The 22,382-nt window shown below is 66.5% G+C and carries 5 protein-coding genes; 3 read left to right on the forward strand and 2 right to left on the reverse strand.

All coding sequences use genetic code 11. The annotated features are described in order from the left end of the window. Nucleotide 1 precedes the first annotated feature (1 nt). Nucleotides 2-16,612 (reverse strand): SDR family NAD(P)-dependent oxidoreductase, encoded by a 16,611-nt coding sequence (locus tag ACMTAK_RS11130; RefSeq protein WP_413806062.1) that lies wholly within the window; start codon nt 16,610-16,612, stop codon nt 2-4. Between the two features lie 244 nt (nt 16,613-16,856). Beyond that, on the reverse strand, nt 16,857-17,618 hold the full coding sequence (locus tag ACMTAK_RS11135; RefSeq protein ID WP_413812857.1) for a thioesterase II family protein: 762 nt from the start codon (nt 17,616-17,618) through the stop codon (nt 16,857-16,859). A gap of 534 nt (nt 17,619-18,152) precedes the next feature. Here ACMTAK_RS11135 and ACMTAK_RS11140 point away from each other — a divergent pair. The 3 genes from ACMTAK_RS11140 (at nt 18,153) to ACMTAK_RS11150 (ending at nt 22,380) form a co-directional block, all read left to right on the forward strand. Further along, on the forward strand, nt 18,153-18,392 hold the full coding sequence (locus ACMTAK_RS11140) for a ferredoxin (RefSeq protein ID WP_413806063.1): 240 nt from the start codon (nt 18,153-18,155) through the stop codon (nt 18,390-18,392). Nucleotides 18,393-18,437: 45 nt separating this feature from the next. Beyond that, nucleotides 18,438-19,646, forward strand: a complete 1,209-nt coding sequence (locus ACMTAK_RS11145) for a cytochrome P450 (RefSeq protein WP_413806064.1) — start codon at nt 18,438-18,440, stop codon at nt 19,644-19,646. 682 nt (nt 19,647-20,328) lie between these two features. Then, on the forward strand, nt 20,329-22,380 hold the full coding sequence (locus tag ACMTAK_RS11150; RefSeq protein WP_413806065.1) for a helix-turn-helix domain-containing protein: 2,052 nt from the start codon (nt 20,329-20,331) through the stop codon (nt 22,378-22,380). Nucleotides 22,381-22,382: the final 2 nt, after the last annotated feature.

Raw genomic sequence — 22,382 nt, forward strand, 5'->3', positions numbered from 1 at the left:
CTTAACGTTCCAGCTCGCCGTCGAGAATGCTGAATAGCTCATCAGCCGATGCAGTGCCGAGGTCTTCGGTATCCGACCCGGAATTCCTGCCCCACTTAGTGATGAGTCCGCGTAGGCGCGTGGAAACGACGGCCGCCTCGGCATCGGCCCAGTCAATGCCGGCAAGGGCCGCTTCCAATTTGTCGATCTCGCTCATGATGCCCTGCGCAGTGGTCTGCGAAGACCCGTCGATCTGCTTGAGCAGAACGTTGGCAATGGCCGCTGGAGTCGGATGGTCGAAGACCAGAGTGGTCGGCAGACGTAGTCCGGTGATGTTGCTGAGCTGGTTCCGGAGCTCGACCGCGGTGAGGGAGTCGAAGCCCAACTCCTTGAGCGCTCGCTTCTCCTCGATTCCGTACGGATCGGTTCGTCCCAGCACCGTGGCAACGTGGGTACGCACCAGGTCCAGCACCAGCCGCTCCCGCTCTTCCGGAACGACCATGGCGACCCAGTCGCGCCACTCGGTGCCCGGGGCACTCCCCTTCCCGGCCGCCGCCTTCCGGATCGGCCTGCGCACCAACTGACGCAGCACCGGCGGTACGGGCATCGACCGGTCCCCGAACGCCTTGAGGTCCAACCGCACCGGTAGCACCGCGGCACGGTCCGCGTGCATCGACCGATCAAACAGCGCCAAGGCATCCTCAGTGACCATCGGAATGATCCCCAACCTGTCCATACGGGCGAGGTCTGTCTCGTTGAGGTTCTGGGTGATTCCGCTGGCCTGTGCCCACAGGCCCCAGGCGAGGGAGAGGGCGGGCAGGCCGTGGGCGTGGCGGTGCTGGGCCAGGGCATCGAGGAAAGCGTTGGCCGCCGCGTAACTCCCCTGCCCACCAGCACCGAGAGTGGAGGCGACCGAAGAGTAGAGCACGAACGCCTCCAGACCCATGTCCCGGGTCAGCTCATGCAGATGCCAGGCCCCATCCACCTTCGGCCCAAGCACCCGCTGAACACGCTCATCACTCAACCCCTCGACCACACCGTCATCCACCACCGCTGCGGTGTGGACCACCCCCCGCAACGGAAACCGTGCCGGAACGGCAGCCAGCAACTCGCGTACCGCTTCCCGGTCGGCCACATCACACGCAACCACCGAAACAGACACCCCGGCCGCCTCCAACTCAGCCACCAGCTCCGCCACCCCCGGGGCGTCCGGACCCCGACGGCTGGCCAGCAACAGATGCTCCACCCCGTGCCCGACCACCAGATGCCGAGCCATCACACCCGCCAGCACACCCGACGCCCCCGTCACCAACACCGTCCCACCGGAGACCAACCGCTCAGACCCCCCAGGAGCCCCTGCGGACTTGACCACACGGGAGAGGCGCGGGACCAGAACCATGCCGCCCCGGACAGCCAGCTGGGACTCCTCACCAGCGGCGACAGCCCGGACCACCACATCGGCCGCAACGGCACTGATCTCCCCGACATGATCGGGACCGCGGTCAGGGCCGCAGTCAGGGCCGAGATCCAGCAGGAGGAACCGGCCGGGATTCTCGGTCTGCACCGACCGCAACAGACCCCACACCGGAGCCCGCACCAGATCGCCCACATCCTCCCCAGCCTCCGTGGCAACCGCACCACAGGTGACCACCACCAGACGAGACCCGAACAAACGCTCCTCACCCAACCACCACTGCACCACAGACAACACAGCGGAAAGCGACTCCCGCACCCCCGCAACCACATCACCATCACCACCACCCGCCGGGCAGGACAACACCACCGTCTCCGGCACCACCCCACCCCCATCGAGCGCACTGATCAACGCGGACACATCCGCATAGCGGGCGTACGATCCGCCCGCGCGGACCACCGCCTCACCCAACCCGGCATCCGGCCCCACCACCGCCCACGAACCCCCAGACGCATTCGATGGGCCGGAGAAGTCCACGGATTGCCAGTCCAGCTGGAAGAGCGAGTCGTAACGGCTGGTCTGGGCGGCCTGCAGCTGCTCAGCCGAGATGGGCCGCAAAGCCAGCGACTCGATGGACACCACAGGCCGGCCGGCTGCGTCCGCCACTTCCAGCGCTACAGCGTCCGACCCCGCACGGGTCAACCGCACCCGCACCACCGACGCACCCGAGGCATGCAACCGCACCCCCGACCACGCAAACGGAACACGTACGGCTTCCTCGTCCTCGTCCGAAGCGATCAACGCCACCGCATGCACAGCCGCATCCAGCAACGCCGGATGCACCCCAAACCCCTCCACCTCACCAACCCGCTCCCGCGGAAGACGAACCTGAGCGAACACCTCCTCACCACGCCGCCAGACCGCCTCCAACCCCCGAAACGCCGGACCATAACCAAACCCACGCTCGGAGAAACGCTCATAAAACGCATCCAGATCAGCCACCACCGGCTCAGCACCCACCGGCGGCCACTGCTCCAACACCACCCCACCACCAACCCAGCCCTCCGCCACCAACGAACCCGTGGCATGGCGAACCCACACGGCATCGGCCGCTTCGAGGCGAGATTGCACATAGATGCTGCGCAAACCGTCTTGTCCCGCCTCGCCGACCACAACCTGAAGCTGGACACCACCCCGCTCCGGAAGGGACAACGGATTCCCGAGAGTGAGCTCCTGGATTCCCTCGCATCCCGCGCGATGCGCAGCGGTCAGCGCCAACTCGGCCAGCGCAGCCAGTGGCACCAGCACCGACCCCAAGACTCGGTGGTCAGCCAGCCATGGATGGGACTCCAACGAGATACGTCCGGTGAGGACATGTCCTTGATCCCCAAGGGGGACCACGGCTCCGAGGAGGGAGTGTTCAAGGGTTTCCAGGCCCAGGCCGGTGGCGTCGGTTGCCGCGGGCGGAGCGTCGAGCCAGTAGCGCTCTCGCTGGAAGGCATACGTGGGCAGGTCCAGCATCGGTGCGCGGCCGTCTCCCTCAGCGCTGTCGTCCGTGACCACCGCGCCGAGGGCAGGTTTCCAGTCGATGGCCACCCCGTGGACGTGCAACTGGGCGAGGGACGTCAGAACCTGCCTGAGTGTGTCCTGATCCCGGCGCAACGTCCCGGTCAGCACCGCCTGACCACCAGCGGCCTCCACCACCTCCTCCACACCCACCATCAACACCGGATGCGCACTGACCTCAACAAAGACCCCATAACCCTCAGCGACCAGGACACCCACCGCCTCAGCAAAACGCACCCGCTGCCGCAGATTCCGGAACCAATACCCGTTGTCCATCTCCCCGGGCGAGACCCACTCCCCGGTCACCGTCGACAACAACGGCACCCGCTCGCCACCATCCCGAGGACTCAAGCCGTCCAGAGCCTGGGCCAGCTCGGCACGGATCTGCTCAACCTGCGCGGTGTGAGAGGCGTAGTCCACCGGGATCCGGCGCGCCCGCACCCCCTGCTCCTCACACACAGCCCGCACCCGCTCCACCGCCTGCGCAGGCCCGGCCACCACCACCGAACCAGGACCATTGACCGCAGCCACCTCCACCCCACCCCAGACACCAGCCTCAACCCGATCCATCGCCTCCCGCTCGGACACGGCCACTGAGAGCATCCCGCCCTGCCCCGCCAGACGCTCACCGATCAACCGCGACCGCAGTGCCACCACCTTGCACGCATCCTCCAACGACAACACACCCGCCACATACGCAGCCGCCACCTCACCCTGGGAATGCCCCACCACCGCCGCCGGCTCCACACCAAACGACCCCCACACCCGCGCCAGAGCCACCATCACCGCGAACGACACCGGCTGCACCACATCCACCCGATCCAACGACGGCGCCCCCACCTCCTGCCGCAACACCGCCTGAACAGACCAGTCCACCCACCGTGACAGCGCCCGCTCACACTCAGCAATCCCCTCAGCAAACACCACCGACTCATCCAGCAAACGCCCACCCATCCCCACCCACTGCGCACCCTGACCAGGAAAAACAAACACCGGCCGACCCACCCCCGACCGCACACGACCCACCACACCACCACCAACAACCTCACCCCGCGCCACCGCCGCAAGACCAACCTCAAGCTCCCCCACACCCGAACCCAAAACCACCGCCCGATGCTCAAACACCGCACGCGAACCCACCAAAGCACGCCCCACACCCACCACATCCACACCACCACCATCAGCCTGGGCAGCACGCACATGCTCAAGCAGCCGACCCGCCTGAGCCGCCAACGCCCCCGCACTACGCCCCGACACCACCCACGGCACCACACCAGGCATCACCACGGGCACCACGCCCCCACCAGCAGACTCCTCCGCCGGTGCTTCCTCGATGATGACGTGCGCATTGGTCCCGGACACACCAAAAGAAGACACACCCGCCCGCCGCACCCGCTCCCCACGCGGCCACGCCACAGCCTCAGCCAGCAACTCCACCGCACCCGCGTCCCAATCCACGTGCGAGGACGGCTGGTCCGCGTGCAACGTGCGCGGCAGCACCTCACGGTTCAGGGCCATGACCATCTTGATCACACCACCCACACCAGCAGCCGCCTGCGTATGACCGATGTTCGACTTCAACGACCCCAGCCACAACGACCGGCCACCCTCACGCTCCCGCCCATAGGTAGCCAGCAGCGCTTGCACCTCGATCGGATCGCCGAGTTTCGTGCCGGTGCCGTGGCCCTCGACCGCGTCCACATCCGCCGCCGACAGCCGGGCGTTGGCCAGCGCCTGCCGGATCACCCGCTCCTGCGACGGACCATTCGGCGCCGTCAACCCATTCGACGCACCATCCTGATTCACCGCAGAACCACGCACCACCGCCAACACCCGATGCCCCCGCACCCGAGCATCCGACAACCGCTCCAACAACAACACACCGACACCCTCACCCCAACCAGTGCCGTCCGCCGCCTCGCCATACGCCTTGCACCGACCATCGGCCGACAGACCACGCTGACGGGAGAACTCCACAAACGTCCCCGGCGTCGACATCACCGCCACACCACCCGCCAACGCCATCGAACACTCACCACCACGCAACGCCACACTCGCCTGATGCAACGCCACCAACGACGACGAACACGCCGTATCCACCGTCACCGCAGGACCCTCAAGCCCAAACACATACGCCACACGCCCCGACGCCACACTCCCAGCACTCCCCGACCCCAAATAACCCTCAAGATCCGCCGGAAGAACCGCCAACCTCGAGGCATAGTCGTTGTACATCACCCCCATAAACACACCCGTCGCCGACCCACGCAGCCCAGCCGGATCAATCCCAGCCCGCTCCATCGCCTCCCACGACGCCTCCAACAACAACCGCTGCTGCGGATCCACCGCCAACGCCTCACGCGGAGACATCCCAAAAAACTCCGCATCAAAATCCGCCGCATCATGCAAAAACCCGCCCGACCGCACATACGACGTCCCCGCATGCGCCGGATCCGGGTCATACAACCCCTCCAAATCCCAACCACGATCCACCGGAAAACCAGAAATCGCATCCGTCCCACCCGCCACCAACTCCCACAACCCCTCCGGCGACGCCACACCACCCGGATACCGACACCCCACCCCCACAATCGCAATCGGCTCCGCCGCATCCACACCCACCACAGCCGGCACCGCAACAGCGGCATCCGACCGCACACCCGCACCCAACTCCTGGTCGAGGTAAGAGGCGACAGCGCGTGGGCTGGGATGATCGAACGCCAAGGTGGTCGGGAGGCGAAGCCCGGTGACCGCCCCAAGCTGATTACGCAGTTCGACCGCGGTCAAGGAGTCAAAGCCCAGATCCCTCAACGCGCGGTCGGCGTCGATTCCAGCAGGATCCGCATGCCCCAGCACCGTCGCCACATGAGAACGAACCAGCTCCAGCAGCAACCGCGCACGCTCATCCGGCGCCACACCCGCCAATCGATCCCGCCACCCACCAGACCCATCCCGCCCCACCGCAACCCGGCGCACCGCACCCCGCACCACATTCCGCAACAACGCCGGAACCGATACACCACCACGCCCACGAAACGCCCGCACATCCATACGCACCGGCAACACCACACCACGCCCCACACCCAGTGCCACATCGAAAAGGGCGAGGCTTTCTTCGGTGGTTACGGGGGTGATGCCGGTTCGGTTCAGGCGCGCGTGGTCCTCGTGGCCCAGGTGGCCGGTCATCCCGCTGTCCTGCGCCCACAGACCCCAGGCCAGGGACACCGCAGGCAGGCCCTGGGCCTGACGGTGCTGAGCCAGAGCATCCAGGAAGGTATTGGCCGCAGCGTAATTGGCCTGCCCCGCATTGCCCAACACACCCGCCGCCGAGGAGAACAGGACGAACGCCGCCAAGTCCATCTCCTGGGTCAACTCATGCAGATGCCAAGCCGCATCCACCTTCGGAGCCAACACCCGCTCAATCTGCTCCTGACCCAGCCCCTCCACAGTCGCGTCATCCAACACACCCGCGGCATGCACCACACCCCGCAACGGCACACCCACCGGAATACCAGCCAGCAACTCACACACCGCATCACGATCGGCCACATCACACGCGGCCACAGTGACCGACGCCCCAGCCGCCTCAAGCTCAGCCACCAACTCCACGATCCCCGGCGCATCCGGGCCCCTGCGGCCGGCCAGCAGCAGATTCTCGACCCCGTGCTCGGCGACCAGATGCCGGGCCACCAAACCGCCCAGCGTTCCAGTACCACCGGTGATCAACACCGTCCCCGGGCCCCGCCACCGGTCGGTCAGCTCCGCAGCACCAGCTCCACTGACGCGTGCCAGGCGGGCGCACCGCACCACATCCCCACGCACCGCGAGCTGGGGCTCGCCACACGCCACCAACCCACCCACCACACCAGCATCAAGACCCACACCACCATCACACTCGCCTGCGACAACATCAGCGAGCACGAACCGGTCCGGATGCTCAGCCTGCGCACTACGCACCAAACCCCACACCGCCGCACCCGCAAAACTGCCCACCAACTCACCCGGCTCCACCACCACCGCACCACTGGTCCGCACCAGCAGACGACTCCCCGACCACCGCTCATCGGTGACAAACATCCCCAACACCGCAGCGGTCTCCCGCACCACCCGATGAACCCCACCCACCACACCACCAGACCCCACACCCACACCCACACCCACACCCGCATCCGCATCCGCACCCGCATCCGCATCCGCATCCGCATCCGCATCCGCAGGAACAGTCAGAACCACCACATCCGGCACCACCCCACAACCCGCCAACCGCTCCAAACCCACCACATCCCCACCCGACAACGACGCCACCACCGGACCCACCACCGCACCCCGCACCCCATCCGCAGGAACCACCTGCCACTCCACCTCAAACAAACAATCCCGACCCGCACCCACCGCCGCCAACTGCCCCACCGACACCGACCGCACCATCAACGACTCCACCACACCCACAAACCGGCCATCCCCATCCGCCAGATCAACCGCAACCTCATCCACACCCACCGACCGCACACCCACCCGCAACCGAACAGCACCCCGCCCCACCAACCGCACACCACTCACCGCAAACGGCAACCTGACCTGCCCCGACCCCTCACCCAAACCCTGCCCACCCACAATCAACAAAGCCTGAAACGCCGCATCCAACAACGCCGGATGAACCCCAAACCCCCCACCATCAACCCCCTCCGGCAAACACACCTCCACAAACACCGCATCACCCAACCGCCACGCCGCCCGCACCCCCCGAAACAACGGCCCATACTCATAACCCCGACCAGCAAAACCCGCATAAAGCTCATCCGGATCCAACGCCATCGGCTGGGCTCCGGCCGGCGGCCACTGTTCGAACACCGCCTGGTGCTGCTCGTCTTGGTGCGGGACTCCGAGCAGACCGCTGGCGTTCCGGGTCCATGCGGACTCGGCAGACGTTTCCCCGGTCTCAACGCGGGAGTGGACAGAAACCGGCCGGAAGCCCGATGCATCGGCTTCTTCAACGGCGACCTGGACCTGGACACCGCCCTGCTCGGGCAGAACCAGCGGGGCCTCCAGCGTCAGCTCCTCCAGCCGATTGCAACCAGTGTGTTCACCGGCGCGGGTCGCCATCTCCACCAGCGCCGCCCCCGGCACCAGCACCGCCCCCATCACCTGGTGGTCGGCCAGCCACGGATGTGTCTGCAGCGACAGCCGACCCGTAAGCAGGACCGCCTCGCTGCCAGCAGTGTCGACTACGGCTCCGAGGAGGGGGTGCTCAAGAGTTTCCAGGCCAAGGCCGGTGGCATCGGTTGCCGCAGGCGGAGCGTCGAGCCAGTAGCGCTCTCGCTGGAAGGCATACGTGGGCAGGTTCAGCATCGGTGCGCGGCCGTCTCCCTCAGCGCTGTCGTCCGTGACCACCGCGCCGAGGGCAGGTTTCCAGTCGACGGCCACCCCGTGGACGTGCAACTGAGCGAGGGACGTCAGAACCTGCCTGAGTGTGTCCTGGTCCCGGCGCAACGTCCCGGTCACCACCGCCTGACCACCAGCGGCCTCCACCACCTCCTCCACACCCACCATCAACACCGGATGCGCACTGACCTCAACAAAGACCCCATAACCCTCAGCGACCAGAACACCCACCGCCTCGGCAAAACGCACCCGCTGCCGCAGATTCCGGAACCAATACCCGTTGTCCATCTCCCCGGGCGACACCCACTCCCCGGTCACCGTCGACAACAACGGCACCCGCTCGCCACCACCCCGAGGACTCAAACCATCCAGAACCTCGGCCAGCTCGGCACGGATCTGCTCAACCTGCGCGGTGTGGGAGGCGTAGTCCACCGGGATCCGGCGCGCCCGCACCCCCTGCTCCTCACACACAGCCCGCACCCGCTCCACCGCCTGCGCAGGCCCGGCCACCACCACCGAACCAGGACCATTGACCGCAGCCACCTCCACCCCACCCCAGACACCAGCCTCAACCTGATCCATCGCCTCCCGCTCGGACACGGCCACCGACAGCATCCCGCCCTGCCCCGCCAGACGCTCACCGATCAACCGCGACCGCAGTGCCACCACCTTGCACGCATCCTCCAACGACAACACACCCGCCACATACGCAGCCGCCACCTCACCCTGGGAATGCCCCACCACCGCCGCCGGCTCCACACCAAACGACCCCCACACCCGCGCCAGAGCCACCATCACCGCAAACGACACCGGCTGCACCACATCCACCCGATCCAACGACGGCGCCCCCACCTCCTGCCGCAACACCGCCTGAACGGACCAGTCCACCCACCGTGACAGCGCCCGCTCACACTCAGCAATCCCCTCAGCGAACACCACCGACTCATCCAGCAAACGCCCACCCATCCCCACCCACTGCGCACCCTGACCAGGAAAAACAAACACCGGCCGACCCACCCCCGACCGCACACGACCCACCACACCACCACCAACAACCTCACCCCGCGCCAGGCTCCCAAGCCCAGCAGCCAGCTCCCCCACATCCGAACCCAAAACCACCGCCCGATGCTCAAACACCGCACGCGAACTCACCAGACCACGCCCCACACCCACCACATCCACACCACCACCGTCAGCCTGGGCAGCACGCACAAACTCCAGCAGCCGACCCGCCTGACCCGCCAACGCCCCCGCACTACGCCCCGACACCACCCACGGCACCACCGCAGACGGCACACCCCCACCAGCGGAAACCACCTCCACGTCCATGGCCTCATCCACCGGCGCTTCCTCAAGAATGACGTGCGCGTTGGTCCCCGACACACCAAAAGAAGACACACCAGCCCGCCGCACCCGCTCCCCACGCGGCCACGCCACAGCCTCAGCCAGCAACTCCACCGCACCCGCATCCCAATCCACATGCGAGGACGGCTGGTCCACATGCAAGGTACGCGGCAGCACCTCCCGGTTCAGGGCCATGACCATCTTGATCACACCACCCACACCAGCAGCCGCCTGCGCATGGCCGATGTTCGACTTCAACGACCCCAACCACAACGGCCGACCACCCTCACCACGCTCCCGCCCATACGTGGCCAGCAGCGCCTGCGCCTCAATCGGATCACCCAACCGGGTCCCCGTCCCATGGCCCTCAACCGCGTCCACATCCGCCGCCGACAGCCGGGCGTTGGCCAGCGCCTGCCGGATCACCCGCTCCTGCGACGGACCATTCGGCGCCGTCAACCCATTCGACGCACCATCCTGATTCACCGCAGAACCACGCACCACCGCCAACACCCGATGCCCCCGCACCCGAGCATCCGACAACCGCTCCAACAACAACACACCAACACCCTCACCGAACCCCGTGCCATCCGCCCCCTCGGCGAACGCCTTGCACCGGCCGTCCACCGACAGGCCGCGCTGGCGGGAGAACTCCAGGAAGAGGCCCGGAGTGGACATCACCGTCGCTCCACCGGCCAGGGCCATCGAGCACTCACCGCTGCGCAGCGCCGCACTCGCCTGGTGCAAGGCAACCAACGACGACGAACACGCGGTGTCCACCGTCACCGCCGGACCTTCGAGCCCGAAGGTGTACGCCAGGCGCCCCGACGCCACGCTCCCCGCGCTGCCGGAGACCAGGTAGCCCTCGAGCTCACCCGGGAACTTCCTCAGCCTGGAGGCGTAGTCGCTGTACATCACGCCCATGAACACGCCCGTGGCCGACCCACGCAGCTCAGCCGGATCGATCCCGGCCCGCTCCATCGCCTCCCACGACGCCTCCAACAACAACCGCTGCTGCGGATCCACCGCCAACGCCTCACGCGGAGACATCCCGAAGAACTCCGCATCGAAGTCCGCGGCATCGTTCAGGAAGCCACCATCGATGGCATAGCTCTTCCCCGCGCGGTCCGGGTCCGGGTCATACAGGGCCTCCAGGTCCCAGCCACGATCGACCGGGAAGCCGGAAATGGCGTCCGTCCCGTCGGCCACCAACTCCCACAACTCCTCGGGCGAGGACACACCACCCGGATACCGGCAGCCCACGCCCACAATCGCGATCGGCTCCGTGTCCACGCCCACCACAGCGGGCGCCACATCGGCGCCATTCGAGCGCTCACCCGCGCCCAACCGCCCGTCCAAGTACGTGGCGATGGCCGAAGGCGTCGGATAGTCGAAGACCAAGGTGGTCGGGAGTCGAAGCCCGGTGGCCACCCCTAGCTGATTGCGCAGTTCGACCGCGGTCAGGGAGTCAAAGCCCAGATCCTTCAACGCGCGATCGCCATCCACGGTGTCCGCGGTCGAGTGGCCCAGCACCTTGGCGATGTGAGTACGAACGGTGGCGAGGATGAGGTCGTACCGCTCGGCGTCGCCGAGATCCGCCACCCGCTGCTGAAGAGTCGCTGCCGTCGTGGCACCCGCGCGACGTACCGAGGACTTCACCAATCCTCGGTACAGGCTCAAGAGGGCGCCGCCGTTCGCCACATGCCTCTGAACCGCCGTAAGAGAGAGGCGGGCCAGCAGGACCGAAGGGCGATTGCCGTCGACGGCCATGTCGAGCAGGGACAGGCCTTCTTCGGTGGTCATGGGGGTGATGCCGGTGCGGTTCAGGCGCGCGTGGTCCTCGTGGCCCAGGTGGCCGGTCATCCCGCTGTCCTGCGCCCACAGACCCCAGGCCAGGGACACCGCAGGCAGGCCCTGGGTTTGACGGTGCTGAGCCAGAGCATCCAGGAAGGTATTGGCCGCAGCGTAATTGGCCTGCCCCGCATTGCCCAACACACCCGCCGCCGAGGAGAACAGGACGAACGCCGCCAAATCCATCTCCTGGGTCAACTCATGCAGATGCCAAGCCGCATCCACCTTCGGAGCCAACACCCGCTCAATCTGCTCCTGACCCAGCCCCTCCACAGTCGCGTCATCCAACACACCCGCGGCATGCACCACACCCCGCAACGGCACACCCACCGGAATACCAGCCAGCAACTCACACACCGCATCACGATCACTGGTGTCACATGAGCGGATCGTCACCCGGCCGCCCAGCTCCTCGATCTGCTCACACAGCTCCGGTGCTCCCGGCGCATCCAGGCCTCGACGGCTGACCAGCAGCACATGCTCTACGCCATGCTCGGCGACCAGATGGCGAGCCACCGATCCGCCCAGCGTTCCAGTACCACCGGTGATCAACACCGTCCCCGGGCCCCGCCACCGGTCGGTCAGCTCCGCAGCACCAGCTCCACTGACGCGTGCCAGGCGGGCGCACCGCACCACATCCCCACGCACCGCGAGCTGGGGCTCGCCACACGCCACCAACCCACCCACCACACCAGCATCAAGACCCACACCACCGTCACACTCGCCTGCGACAACATCAGCGAGCACGAACCGGTCCGGATGCTCAGCCTGCGCACTACGCACCAAACCCCACACCGCCGCACCCGCAAAACTGCCCACCGACTCACCCGGCTCCACCACCACCGCACCACTGGTCCGCACCAGCAGACGACTCCCCGACCACCGCTCATCGGTGACAAACATCCCCAACACCGCAGCGGTCTCCCGCACCACCCGATGAACCCCACCCACCACACCACCAGACCCCTCACCCACACCCACACCCGCATCCGCATCCGCATCCGCATCCGCATCCGCATCCGCAGGAACAGTCAGAACCACCACATCCGGCACCACCCCACAACCCGCCAACCGCTCCAAACCCACCACATCCCCACCCGACAACGACGCCACCACCGGACCCACCACCGCACCCCGCACCCCATCCGCAGGAACCACCTGCCACTCCACCTCAAACAAACAATCCCGACCCGCACCCACCGCCGCCAACTGCCCCACCGACACCGACCGCACCATCAACGACTCCACCACACCCACAAACCGGCCATCCCCATCCGCCAGATCAACCGCAACCTCATCCACACCCACCGACCGCACACCCACCCGCAACCGAACAGCACCCCGCCCCACCAACCGCACACCACTCACCGCAAACGGCAACCTGACCTGCCCCGACCCCTCACCCAAACCCTGCCCACCCACAATCAACAAAGCCTGAAACGCCGCATCCAACAACGCCGGATGAACCCCAAACCCCCCACCATCAACCCCCTCCGGCAAACACACCTCCACAAACACCGCATCACCCAACCGCCACGCCGCCCGCATCCCCCGAAACAACGGCCCATACTCATAACCCCGACCAGCAAAACCCGCATAGAGTTCGTCAACGTCCACGGGAGCGGCCCCGGGAGGAGGCCAACTAGCACCGCTGAGCGCGCCGGAGACACGCTCCACATCAACCGCCGCGCAACTGGATCCCGTCGCATGGCGCTTCCAACCCAGATCGACATCATCGGAATCCATCCGCGAGTGAATGCTGAACTCGCGCTGACCGTCCTGTTGGGCCTCCCCGACGACCACCTGTAGGTGAACGGTCTCCCCTTCGGGGACTGCGAGAGGTGCTTCAAGGGCGATGTCTTCTATGCCCTGTTGACCCACGTGCGTCACCGCGTGCATCGCCAACTCGATCAGCGCGGCTCCCGGCACCAGCACGGTTCCCCAAACCTGGTGGTCGGCGAGCCATGGGTGTGTCTCCAGCGAGATACGTCCGGTGAAGAGCCTCCCACCTTCGGCGAGGGGGACCGCAGCTCCGAGGAGAGAGTGTTCAAGAGCCTCCAGGCCCAGTCCGGTGGCATCGGCCGTCACGATCGGGGCATCAAGCCAGTAACGCTCCCGCTGGAACGCATACGTCGGCAACGACACCAACGCCCCACCACCCGACCCGTCCACCCCACCCAGAACAGGTGCCCAATCGACGGCCACCCCATTGACATGCAACTCAGCCACAGAGGCCACAACCTGCCCCAGCGTGTCCTGGTCCCGGCGCAACGTCCCGGTCACCACCGCCTGACCACCAGCGGCCTCCACCACCTCCTCCACACCCACCATCAACACCGGATGCGCACTGACCTCAACAAAGACCCCATAACCCTCAGCGACCAGAACACCCACCGCCTCAGCAAAACGCACCCGCTGCCGCAGATTCCGGAACCAATACCCCCCATCCATCTCCCCGGGCGAGACCCACTGCCCGGTCACCGTCGACAACAACGGCACCCGCTCACCACCACCCCGAGGACTCAAACCATCCAGAACCTCGGCCAGCTCGGCACGGATCTGCTCAACCTGCGCGGTGTGGGAGGCGTAGTCCACCGGAATCCGGCGCGCCCGCACCCCCTGCTCCTCACACACACCCCGCACCCGCTCCACCGCCTGCGCAGGCCCGGCCACCACCACCGAACCAGGACCATTGACCGCAGCCACCTCCACCCCACCCCAGACACCAGCCTCAATCCGATCCATCGCCTCCTGCTCGGACACGGCCACCGACAGCATCCCGCCCTGCCCCGCCAGACGCTCACCGATCAACCGCGACCGCAACACCACCACCTTGCACGCATCCTCCAACGACAACACACCCGCCACATACGCAGCCGCCACCTCACCCTGGGAATGCCCCACCACCGCCGCCGGCTCCACACCAAACGACCCCCACACCCGCGCCAGAGCCACCATCACCGCAAACGACACCGGCTGCACCACATCCACCCGATCCAACGACGGCGCCCCCACCTCCTGCCGCAACACCCCCCGCACAGACCAATCCACCCACCGCGACAACACCCGCTCACACTCAGCAATCCCCTCAGCGAACACCACCGACTCATCCAGCAAACGCCCACCCATCCCCACCCACTGCGCACCCTGACCCGGAAAAACAAACACCGGCCGACCCACCCCCGACCGCACACGACCCACCACACCACCACCAACAACCTCACCCCGCGCCACCGCCGCAAGACCAACCTCAAGCTCCCCCACGTCCGAACCAAGAACAACAGCACGGTGCTCAAACACCGCACGCGAACTCACCAAAGCACGCCCCACACCCACCGCATCCACACCACCACCATCAGCCTGGGCAGCACGCACATGCTCAAGCAGTCGGCCCGCCTGAGCCGCCAACGCCCCCGCACTACGCCCCGACACCACCCACGGCACCACCCCAGGCATCACCACGGACGCCACATCACCACCAGCAGACTCCTCCACCGGCGCTTCCTCAAGAATGACGTGCGCATTGGTCCCGGACACACCAAAAGAAGACACACCCGCCCGCCGCACCCGCTCCCCACGCGGCCACGCCACAGCCTCGGTCAGCAACTCAACCGCCCCCGCGTCCCAATCCACATGCGAGGACGGCTGGTCCACGTGCAACGTGCGCGGCAGCACCTCCCGGTTCAGGGCCATGACCATCTTGATCACACCACCCACACCAGCAGCCGACTGCGTATGACCGATGTTCGACTTCAACGACCCCAGCCACAACGGCCGACCGCCCTCACCACGCTCCTGCCCATACGTGGCCAGCAGCGCCTGCGCCTCAATCGGGTCACCGAGCGTCGTGCCGGTCCCATGGCCCTCGACAGCGTCCACATCCGCCGTCGTCAGCCGGGCGTTGGCCAGCGCCTGCCGGATCACCCGCTCCTGCGACGGACCATTCGGCGCCGTCAACCCATTCGACGCACCATCCTGATTCACCGCAGAACCACGCACCACCGCCAACACCCGATGCCCCCGCGCCCGAGCATCCGACAACCGCTCCAGCAACAACACACCCACGCCCTCGCTGAACCCGGTCCCGTCTGCCGCGTCCGCGAACGCCTTGCACACCCCGTCCATCGCCATGCCACGCTGTCGGGAGAACTCCAGGAAGAGACCCGGGGCCGACATCACCGCCACGCCACCGGCCAGGGCCATCGAGCACTCACCGCGGCGCAGCGCCGCACTGGCCTGGTGCAGGGCCACCAACGACGACGAGCAGGCCGTGTCCATCGACAGCGCCGGGCCCTCGAGACCGAGCACATACGCCACTCGGCCGGAGGCGACACTCTGCCGGCTGCCGTTGAGCAGGTACCCCTCGAGCTCACCCGGGAAGGTGCTCAGGCGCGAGGCATAGTCGTTGTAAATGACGCCGAAGTAGACACCGGTCGGGGTGCCGCGCAGCTCAAGGGGGTTGATTCCGGCGGTCTCGATCGCTTCCCATGACGTCTCCAGCAGCAATCGTTGCTGCGGGTCCACCGCCAGCGCCTCACGCGGCGACATTCCGAAGAACTCCGCGTCGAAGTCGGCGGCATCGTGCAAGAACCCGCCCTTCCGCACATACGAGGTGCCCGCATGTGCCGGGTCCGGGTCGAACATGTTCTCCAGGTCCCAACCGCGGTCGGTGGGGAAGTCCGAGATGGTGTTCCGGCCGTTCGCCACCACGTCCCACAGCTCATCGGGCGAGCTCACCCCGCCGGGGTAGCGGCAGGCCAGACCCACGATGGCGATCGGGTCGTCGGCATCGCGCCGGTCGTCGTCCTCCGTCGCGCCAGCCGAGGCGTGGGAAGCGTCAGCGACGTCGCCCACGATCCGAGACCTCACATAGCGCGCCAGCGCGGCCGGGTTCGGGTAGTCGAACAGAACCGTCGACGGGAGGCGAACCCCTGAGCGCTCGGTCAGGTTGCTGATCAGCTGCTGACGCTTCTCCCGGTAGACACCGAGAGAGCGGAAGGAGGCCTGCTCGGCGATGTCTTCTGGGCTGCGTGAGCCGAGTATCCGAGCGATCTCTTCACGTACCAGGGCGAGCACTATCTCGAACTGTCGCTTTTCGGACGCATCAGAGAGTAGATCGCGCAGCTCAGTATCCGTGAGTACTCGCCTATCCCGCATAGCAAACCCTTCCAACGCCACCGGAATTACGCCATATCAGGTGTGGACAAGCCCGCCAGTCGTCCAGCCGGAAACCGGCCAACGGACTCTTAAGAGGTCGTGCCAAAAGGGCCGGAACAGCTGGACTCCGACCTCAATCAGTTGCCCGATTCACCGAATTTATTCACTGAGAGATGCGCTCCGCGACGAAACGGGCGACATCGGGCAGCTGTTCAGTGAGGTAGAAGTGGCCGCCTGGGAAGACCATCAGCTCGAAGTCCCCGGTGGTGTGCTTTCCCCAGTCCTCCGCCTCGTCGGAGGTCACTCGCTCATCGGAGACACCGATAACCGTGGAGATAGGGCATGTGACCCTGGTGTCGGGAGTAACCACATAGCCTTCAATCGCCTTGTAGTCGCTACGGATGGCGGGCAGGATGACGCGAAGGGCATCCTCATCGGCGAAGATCCCGGAGTTTGGACCGTTCAGCGCCTTGAGGTCCGCTATGAGCTGGGCGTCGTCCGTCCGCAGCTTCTCGTCACGGTGTCGTGAGGGAGCGGGGCGGGCCGATGCGAACAGCCATCGCGGGCTGATCCCGTCCTTCTCTTCGAGGCGTCGCGTCACCTCGAATGCCAGCACCGCGCCCATACTGTGCCCGAAGAAGGCCAGCGGGCGATCGTCGAGGACCCGCACATCCTCGAAGATGAGGTCGGCCATTTCCTCGACGCTGTCTATGCACGCGTCCCGGTGACGGTCCTGCCGTCCCGGGTACTGAACCGCCAGGACTTCCGCCGATACGTTCAGCCCTCTTGCGAAGGGAAAGAAGAAGGTGGCGGCGCCACCCGCATGAGGAAAGCAGATCAGTCGGACGTCTTGAGGAGACTCGCCTCTCCGAAAGCGGCGAAGCCAACGCCCAGGGCGTACCTCGGCTGCACCCACGTGCTCCATCCCTTCAATGACCGGTTCCGGCGACCGCACGGTGGTACCCGATGCCAGTAGCCGAAAGGGCTCGGATGAACGGACCCACCCCCGCTTCACAGCCTCCGCCCAAAAACATTTTCGACGCTACAAGCCATCCGCCAACCAGAGAAAGGGTCATCTCTGCACAGGCCAACTGGTGGCCATGGCACGGATGCACAGGTGCGTGCGGCGCGGACGGTCGTGACCAGCGGACACGGCCATGCGGACGCGCTGCAGCGAGCGGTCTCGGCCCCTTCCCGGGCGCCCCTCCCGGGGTCCGGACAGAAGTTCCGGACAGCGGCCCGGATAGGCCGGATTCAACGGTTTTCCCGGCGTATGACTCCTCACGGGCGATGGCAGGAGAGTGCCATTTGGCTTGTGCATGCGTTGCCATGGCCGGATACGCGGCAGCATGGAGGGGCCCGTTGAGTGAACGGTGCGCCCGTGTACCGCTTCGGGGCTGTCACCGGGCGCACTGGGCGCACTGGGAGATCGAGCAGCATTGAGCAGGAAAGAAGCGCCATGAAGGTGTGGATCGACCAGAGCAGATGCCTCAACAGCAGACAGTGCGAGGAAACCGCACCGCGCGTGTTCTCGATCGCGGACGACAGTCTCGCCTATGTGCGCCAGAACGGCCGGCTGCTGGGCCAACCGGGCGGCGAGACATGTCAGGCGAATGTCCCCGATGAGGACCAGGACGCTGTCGATAGGGCGGCCTACGAGTGCCCGGGGCAGTGCATCCACGTCATCGAGGAACCGTAGACAGGCCCGCGTCAAGAGAGCCCCTGCCGAATAGGAGACCATCGCATGTCTGCCGCCGAGAGCACCGATGAGAGCATTCCGCGCCTGCCCTTCGACCAGTCCGGTCTGATGGAATTGCCGCCCCGGTTCGCCGAGCTGCGGGAGAACGATCCCATCGTCAAGGTCCGCACCCCCGTCGGCGATCCGGCGTGGCTGGTCACCCGGCATGAGGATGTGAAGAAGCTCATCTCCGACGCGCGTTTGGGCCGCTCGCATTTCGATCCACCGAACGCGCCGCGCTACAGCGCGGCGGTCATTCTCGGCGGCCCGCGGGGCGAGTACGAGACCGAGGTCGTCGACCACACCAAGGCACGGCAGGTGCTGATTCCGTCGTTCAGTGCCCAGCGGATGCGTTCCCTGCGGCCGCGGATCCAGCGGACGGTGGATGAGCTGCTGAGCCGATTCCAGGAGCTTCCGCAGCCGGCCGACTTCCACCAGGAGATCGCGAAGCGGCTTCCGGTGTTTGTCATCAGCGAACTGCTGGGCATTCCCTTCGCCGACCGTGAGCAGCTCGGTACCTGGTCGCAAGGCACCTTCCACACCAGCGACCAGCAGCTCGCCGTCACGGCCATGCTGGAAATGCGTGAGTACATCGCGAAGTTCATCGAGCTCAAACGCGCCGAACCGGCCGACGATGTCATCACCGACCTGGTCCTCAAGCAACAGGAGACGGGATTCCCGCCGGACGACGCCATTCAGACATACGTATCGACGCTGATCATCGCCGGTTTCGAGACCAGTGTGTCGTTCACCGACTACGGCACCCTGCTGTTCCTGCGGAATCCGGACCAACGGGCGCTACTGGAGGCGGATCCCGGCCTGGCTCCCCGCGCCGTGGAGGAGATCCTGCGGTTCGCGCCGGCTTCGGATGCCTGCATCACCAGGTACGCGCGGACGGATTTCGAGTACAAGGGGACGCGGATCTCCGAAGGGGATCTGATCGCGCTGAGCCCGCAGACGGCCAACCGTGACCCCCGCGTCTTCCGGGAGCCGGAGCGTTTCGACATCACGCGGAACGAGAACCCGCATATGACGCTCGCCTACGGCCTGCACTACTGCATTGGCGCCCCGCTGGTCCGGGTCATGCTGGACGTGCTGTACCAGACGCTGTTCGCCCGCCTTCCCGGGCTGCGACTCGCGGTGCCGATCGACGAGCTGGTGTCCAGGAACAACGTGCTGACGGGAGGGCTCACCTCGCTGCCCGTGGCCTGGTGACCGACGCACGAGGAGCCTGAGCAGGCGCCCCGGCGAGAGCCCGTCCGCGGGCGCGACCGGGGCGCCTTCTTCATGCCGCCAGGTCGCCGTGCCGCCAGTTCGCCACACCGCCGTAGTGCCACACCGCCGTACCGCCGTACTGCCGTACCGCCGGGTACTGCACCGCCGTACCGCCGTACCGCCGTACCGCCCAGCGCGTACGGCGCCGCGGAGCGCCGAGCCCTGATCATCCACGCATCCACGGGCATACCTGGCCGGTGGCAGGACAGTGCCACTCGGATCTTGAGACGGCGCCGATGCGGCGCGGGACGGCAGAATGATGTCGGGGCTGCGTTAACGGGGAGGTTGCTGCGGTGTGCAGTGCCAGTAATGAAGTCTCACCAGAGATCAGGGCGGCCCTTTTCCGCCACAGCCAGGGACCAGTGGCTGTCGGGCGGTCATTACGGAAGTTCGCCAGCGCGGCTTTCGGCATCATGTCGGCCATGCCGCCGTGCTTCTGTCCGCCAGGGTCGGCCTCCGGGCATTCTCCGGCCTGAACAGCGCCTTCAGCGCGACGTCCGCCGCGCACCTCATCCTGCGTGTGCGCTCTCGTATCACTGCTGCGGTGCATCACTTCCTGCTTCGGTGCAGCACCTTTCATGGACCATTGAACATCTTCGTCACGGGGGCATCGGTGCCAAGTTTGGGTTCACTGTGCGAAAAACCGGCCTTAGGGCTGCATTTCCTTGATGCTGTCGACCGCGACTCCTTCCGGGCCCGCACGGTGCTGGGTGTCTGGCTGTCCGATCCGGAGTCGGAGAGGAACATTCGTCTCCTGGACACCGGGCTGCGCGATCTGCTGGTCATCGTGGCGTCTGATCAGCCGTGGCTGACCGATCCGGCCGCCGCCGAGCACCGGATCCGCATCCTGGCGCGCAGCGGGTCGGCGGGACTTGCGATCATGCGTACCACTCCGCAGGACGTGCCCGAGACCGTACTGGTGAATGCCAGGAAACACGGTGTGCCGCTGCTCGTCGGCAGCGAGGAGCTGTGCGGATCGGAGGTGGCGCAGGTCGTCAGCCGTGAGCGACTGCGGGAGTACGAGGACCGAGCTCAGCAGCTGGAGGAGATGCTGGACCAGATACGGCGGCCGGGGAGGCAGAGGCACCACAAACTGCAGACCCTGCTCGACCGGCTGGCCAAGGCGGTGGAGGGGTCGGTGCGCCTGGTCGACCCGCACAAGGCCGTGCTGAGGTCCGAATTGAGCGCGGGGGGCCCGCTGGTGGAGCCGCCGACCGCAATGGTGGCGCGCATCGTGGGCGGAGAAGTGGGAGCCGCGTCCATCAACCATGGGAAGCACAGCGTGCGGCTCTACTCGATCGGCTATCACCCACCCCACATGGTTCTCATCGTGGTGCGCGACCAGGACTTCAACGAGTCCACCGAGAAGATCATCGCGCGCTCCACCGTGCTGCTGAGCCTGCTGATACGCGCGGAGGAGATGGACAGCGACCAGTACCGGCTGCAGCAGACCATGAGCTCGATGCGGGCCGCGGTGCTTCATCTGGCACTGAACGGCCTCACCCAGCTCGCCCAGGAGATCGGCCAGTCGCTGTACCCGGGGCTGTTCTCCGCCGATCAGGTCCGGGTGCACCTCATCACCTGTGGTGAGCGGGAGCTGAACGCCACGGCCTCCAAGCTGGAGAACGCACTGCGGCGGCAGGCCCTGGTCGTCCGTTCGCCGTTCCGTTCCGATCAGCTCTTCGTCGTCACACCCGAGTGGCCGTCCGCATCCGCATCCGCGTCCTCTTCCTCGCCCTCGCCCTCGCCCTCGCCCTCGCCCTCGCCCTCGCCCTCGCCCTCGCCCTCGCCCGGTGAGGATCGTGGGACGAGTGTCGTCCAGCGGCTGCACGACCTGGTGGCCGACGTTCCGGGGCTCAGGATGGGCGCCAGCCACCCCAAGCCGCTGGCGAGCCTCGAAGAGGCACACCAAGAGGCACATCGCGCCCTCACCATGGCGGGGAACAGTCAGGAGAAGCTGGTGACGGCGGCCCGGGAGGAACCCGGTCTGTCCTTCTTCCTCGACCCGGGCGCCGGCCAGGCGTGGGCAGAGGCTTTCCTCCGCCCGCTCGACAACCTCGCCCCCGCCGTACGGGAGAGCATTCTGCGAACGATCGATCTGTCCCTGCGGTTCTCCCGTCTCGATGTGGCGAAGGCCATTGGCTCTCATCGCAACACGGTGGCGGCGCGCATCGCGAAGGTCAGTGAGCTCCTCGCCCTGGATCTCACCTGCCTGCCCGACCGGGCCGTGCTCAGCCTCGCGCTGGAGCTCCGGGCCTTGCCTCCCCATAGGCCCCATACAGCCCACACAGCCCATACGGCCCGTACGAACCATACGGCGAACGCGGTGTCCGGTGAGCGAAGCCTCGGCGATCTGCTGGCGGACGATGGCGCCCAGGAATGGGCCCGGATCTACCTCGGACGGCTCGACGCGGATCGCAGAGAGCTACGGCGGACGCTGGCGGCGTGGGTGGCCTGCGGCGGCAACGTGGAGCAGACCGCGCAGAAGGTCGGCATCCATCTGAAGACGGTCCGCAACCATCTCCGCGCGGCCGAGAGCCTGCTCAACTGCCGCCTCCTGGGAACCCCTGGGCACACGCATGACCTGGTGCTGGCCATGTATGCCCTGGGGGTCGCCCAGATCCTGCCCGACCACCTGGTACGGTCCCCCTCCCGTCGGCTGCGCGCGGCGTGACC

The organism is Streptomyces lacaronensis (genome assembly GCF_047337785.1).
Taxonomy (GTDB): domain Bacteria; phylum Actinomycetota; class Actinomycetes; order Streptomycetales; family Streptomycetaceae; genus Streptomyces; species Streptomyces lycopersici.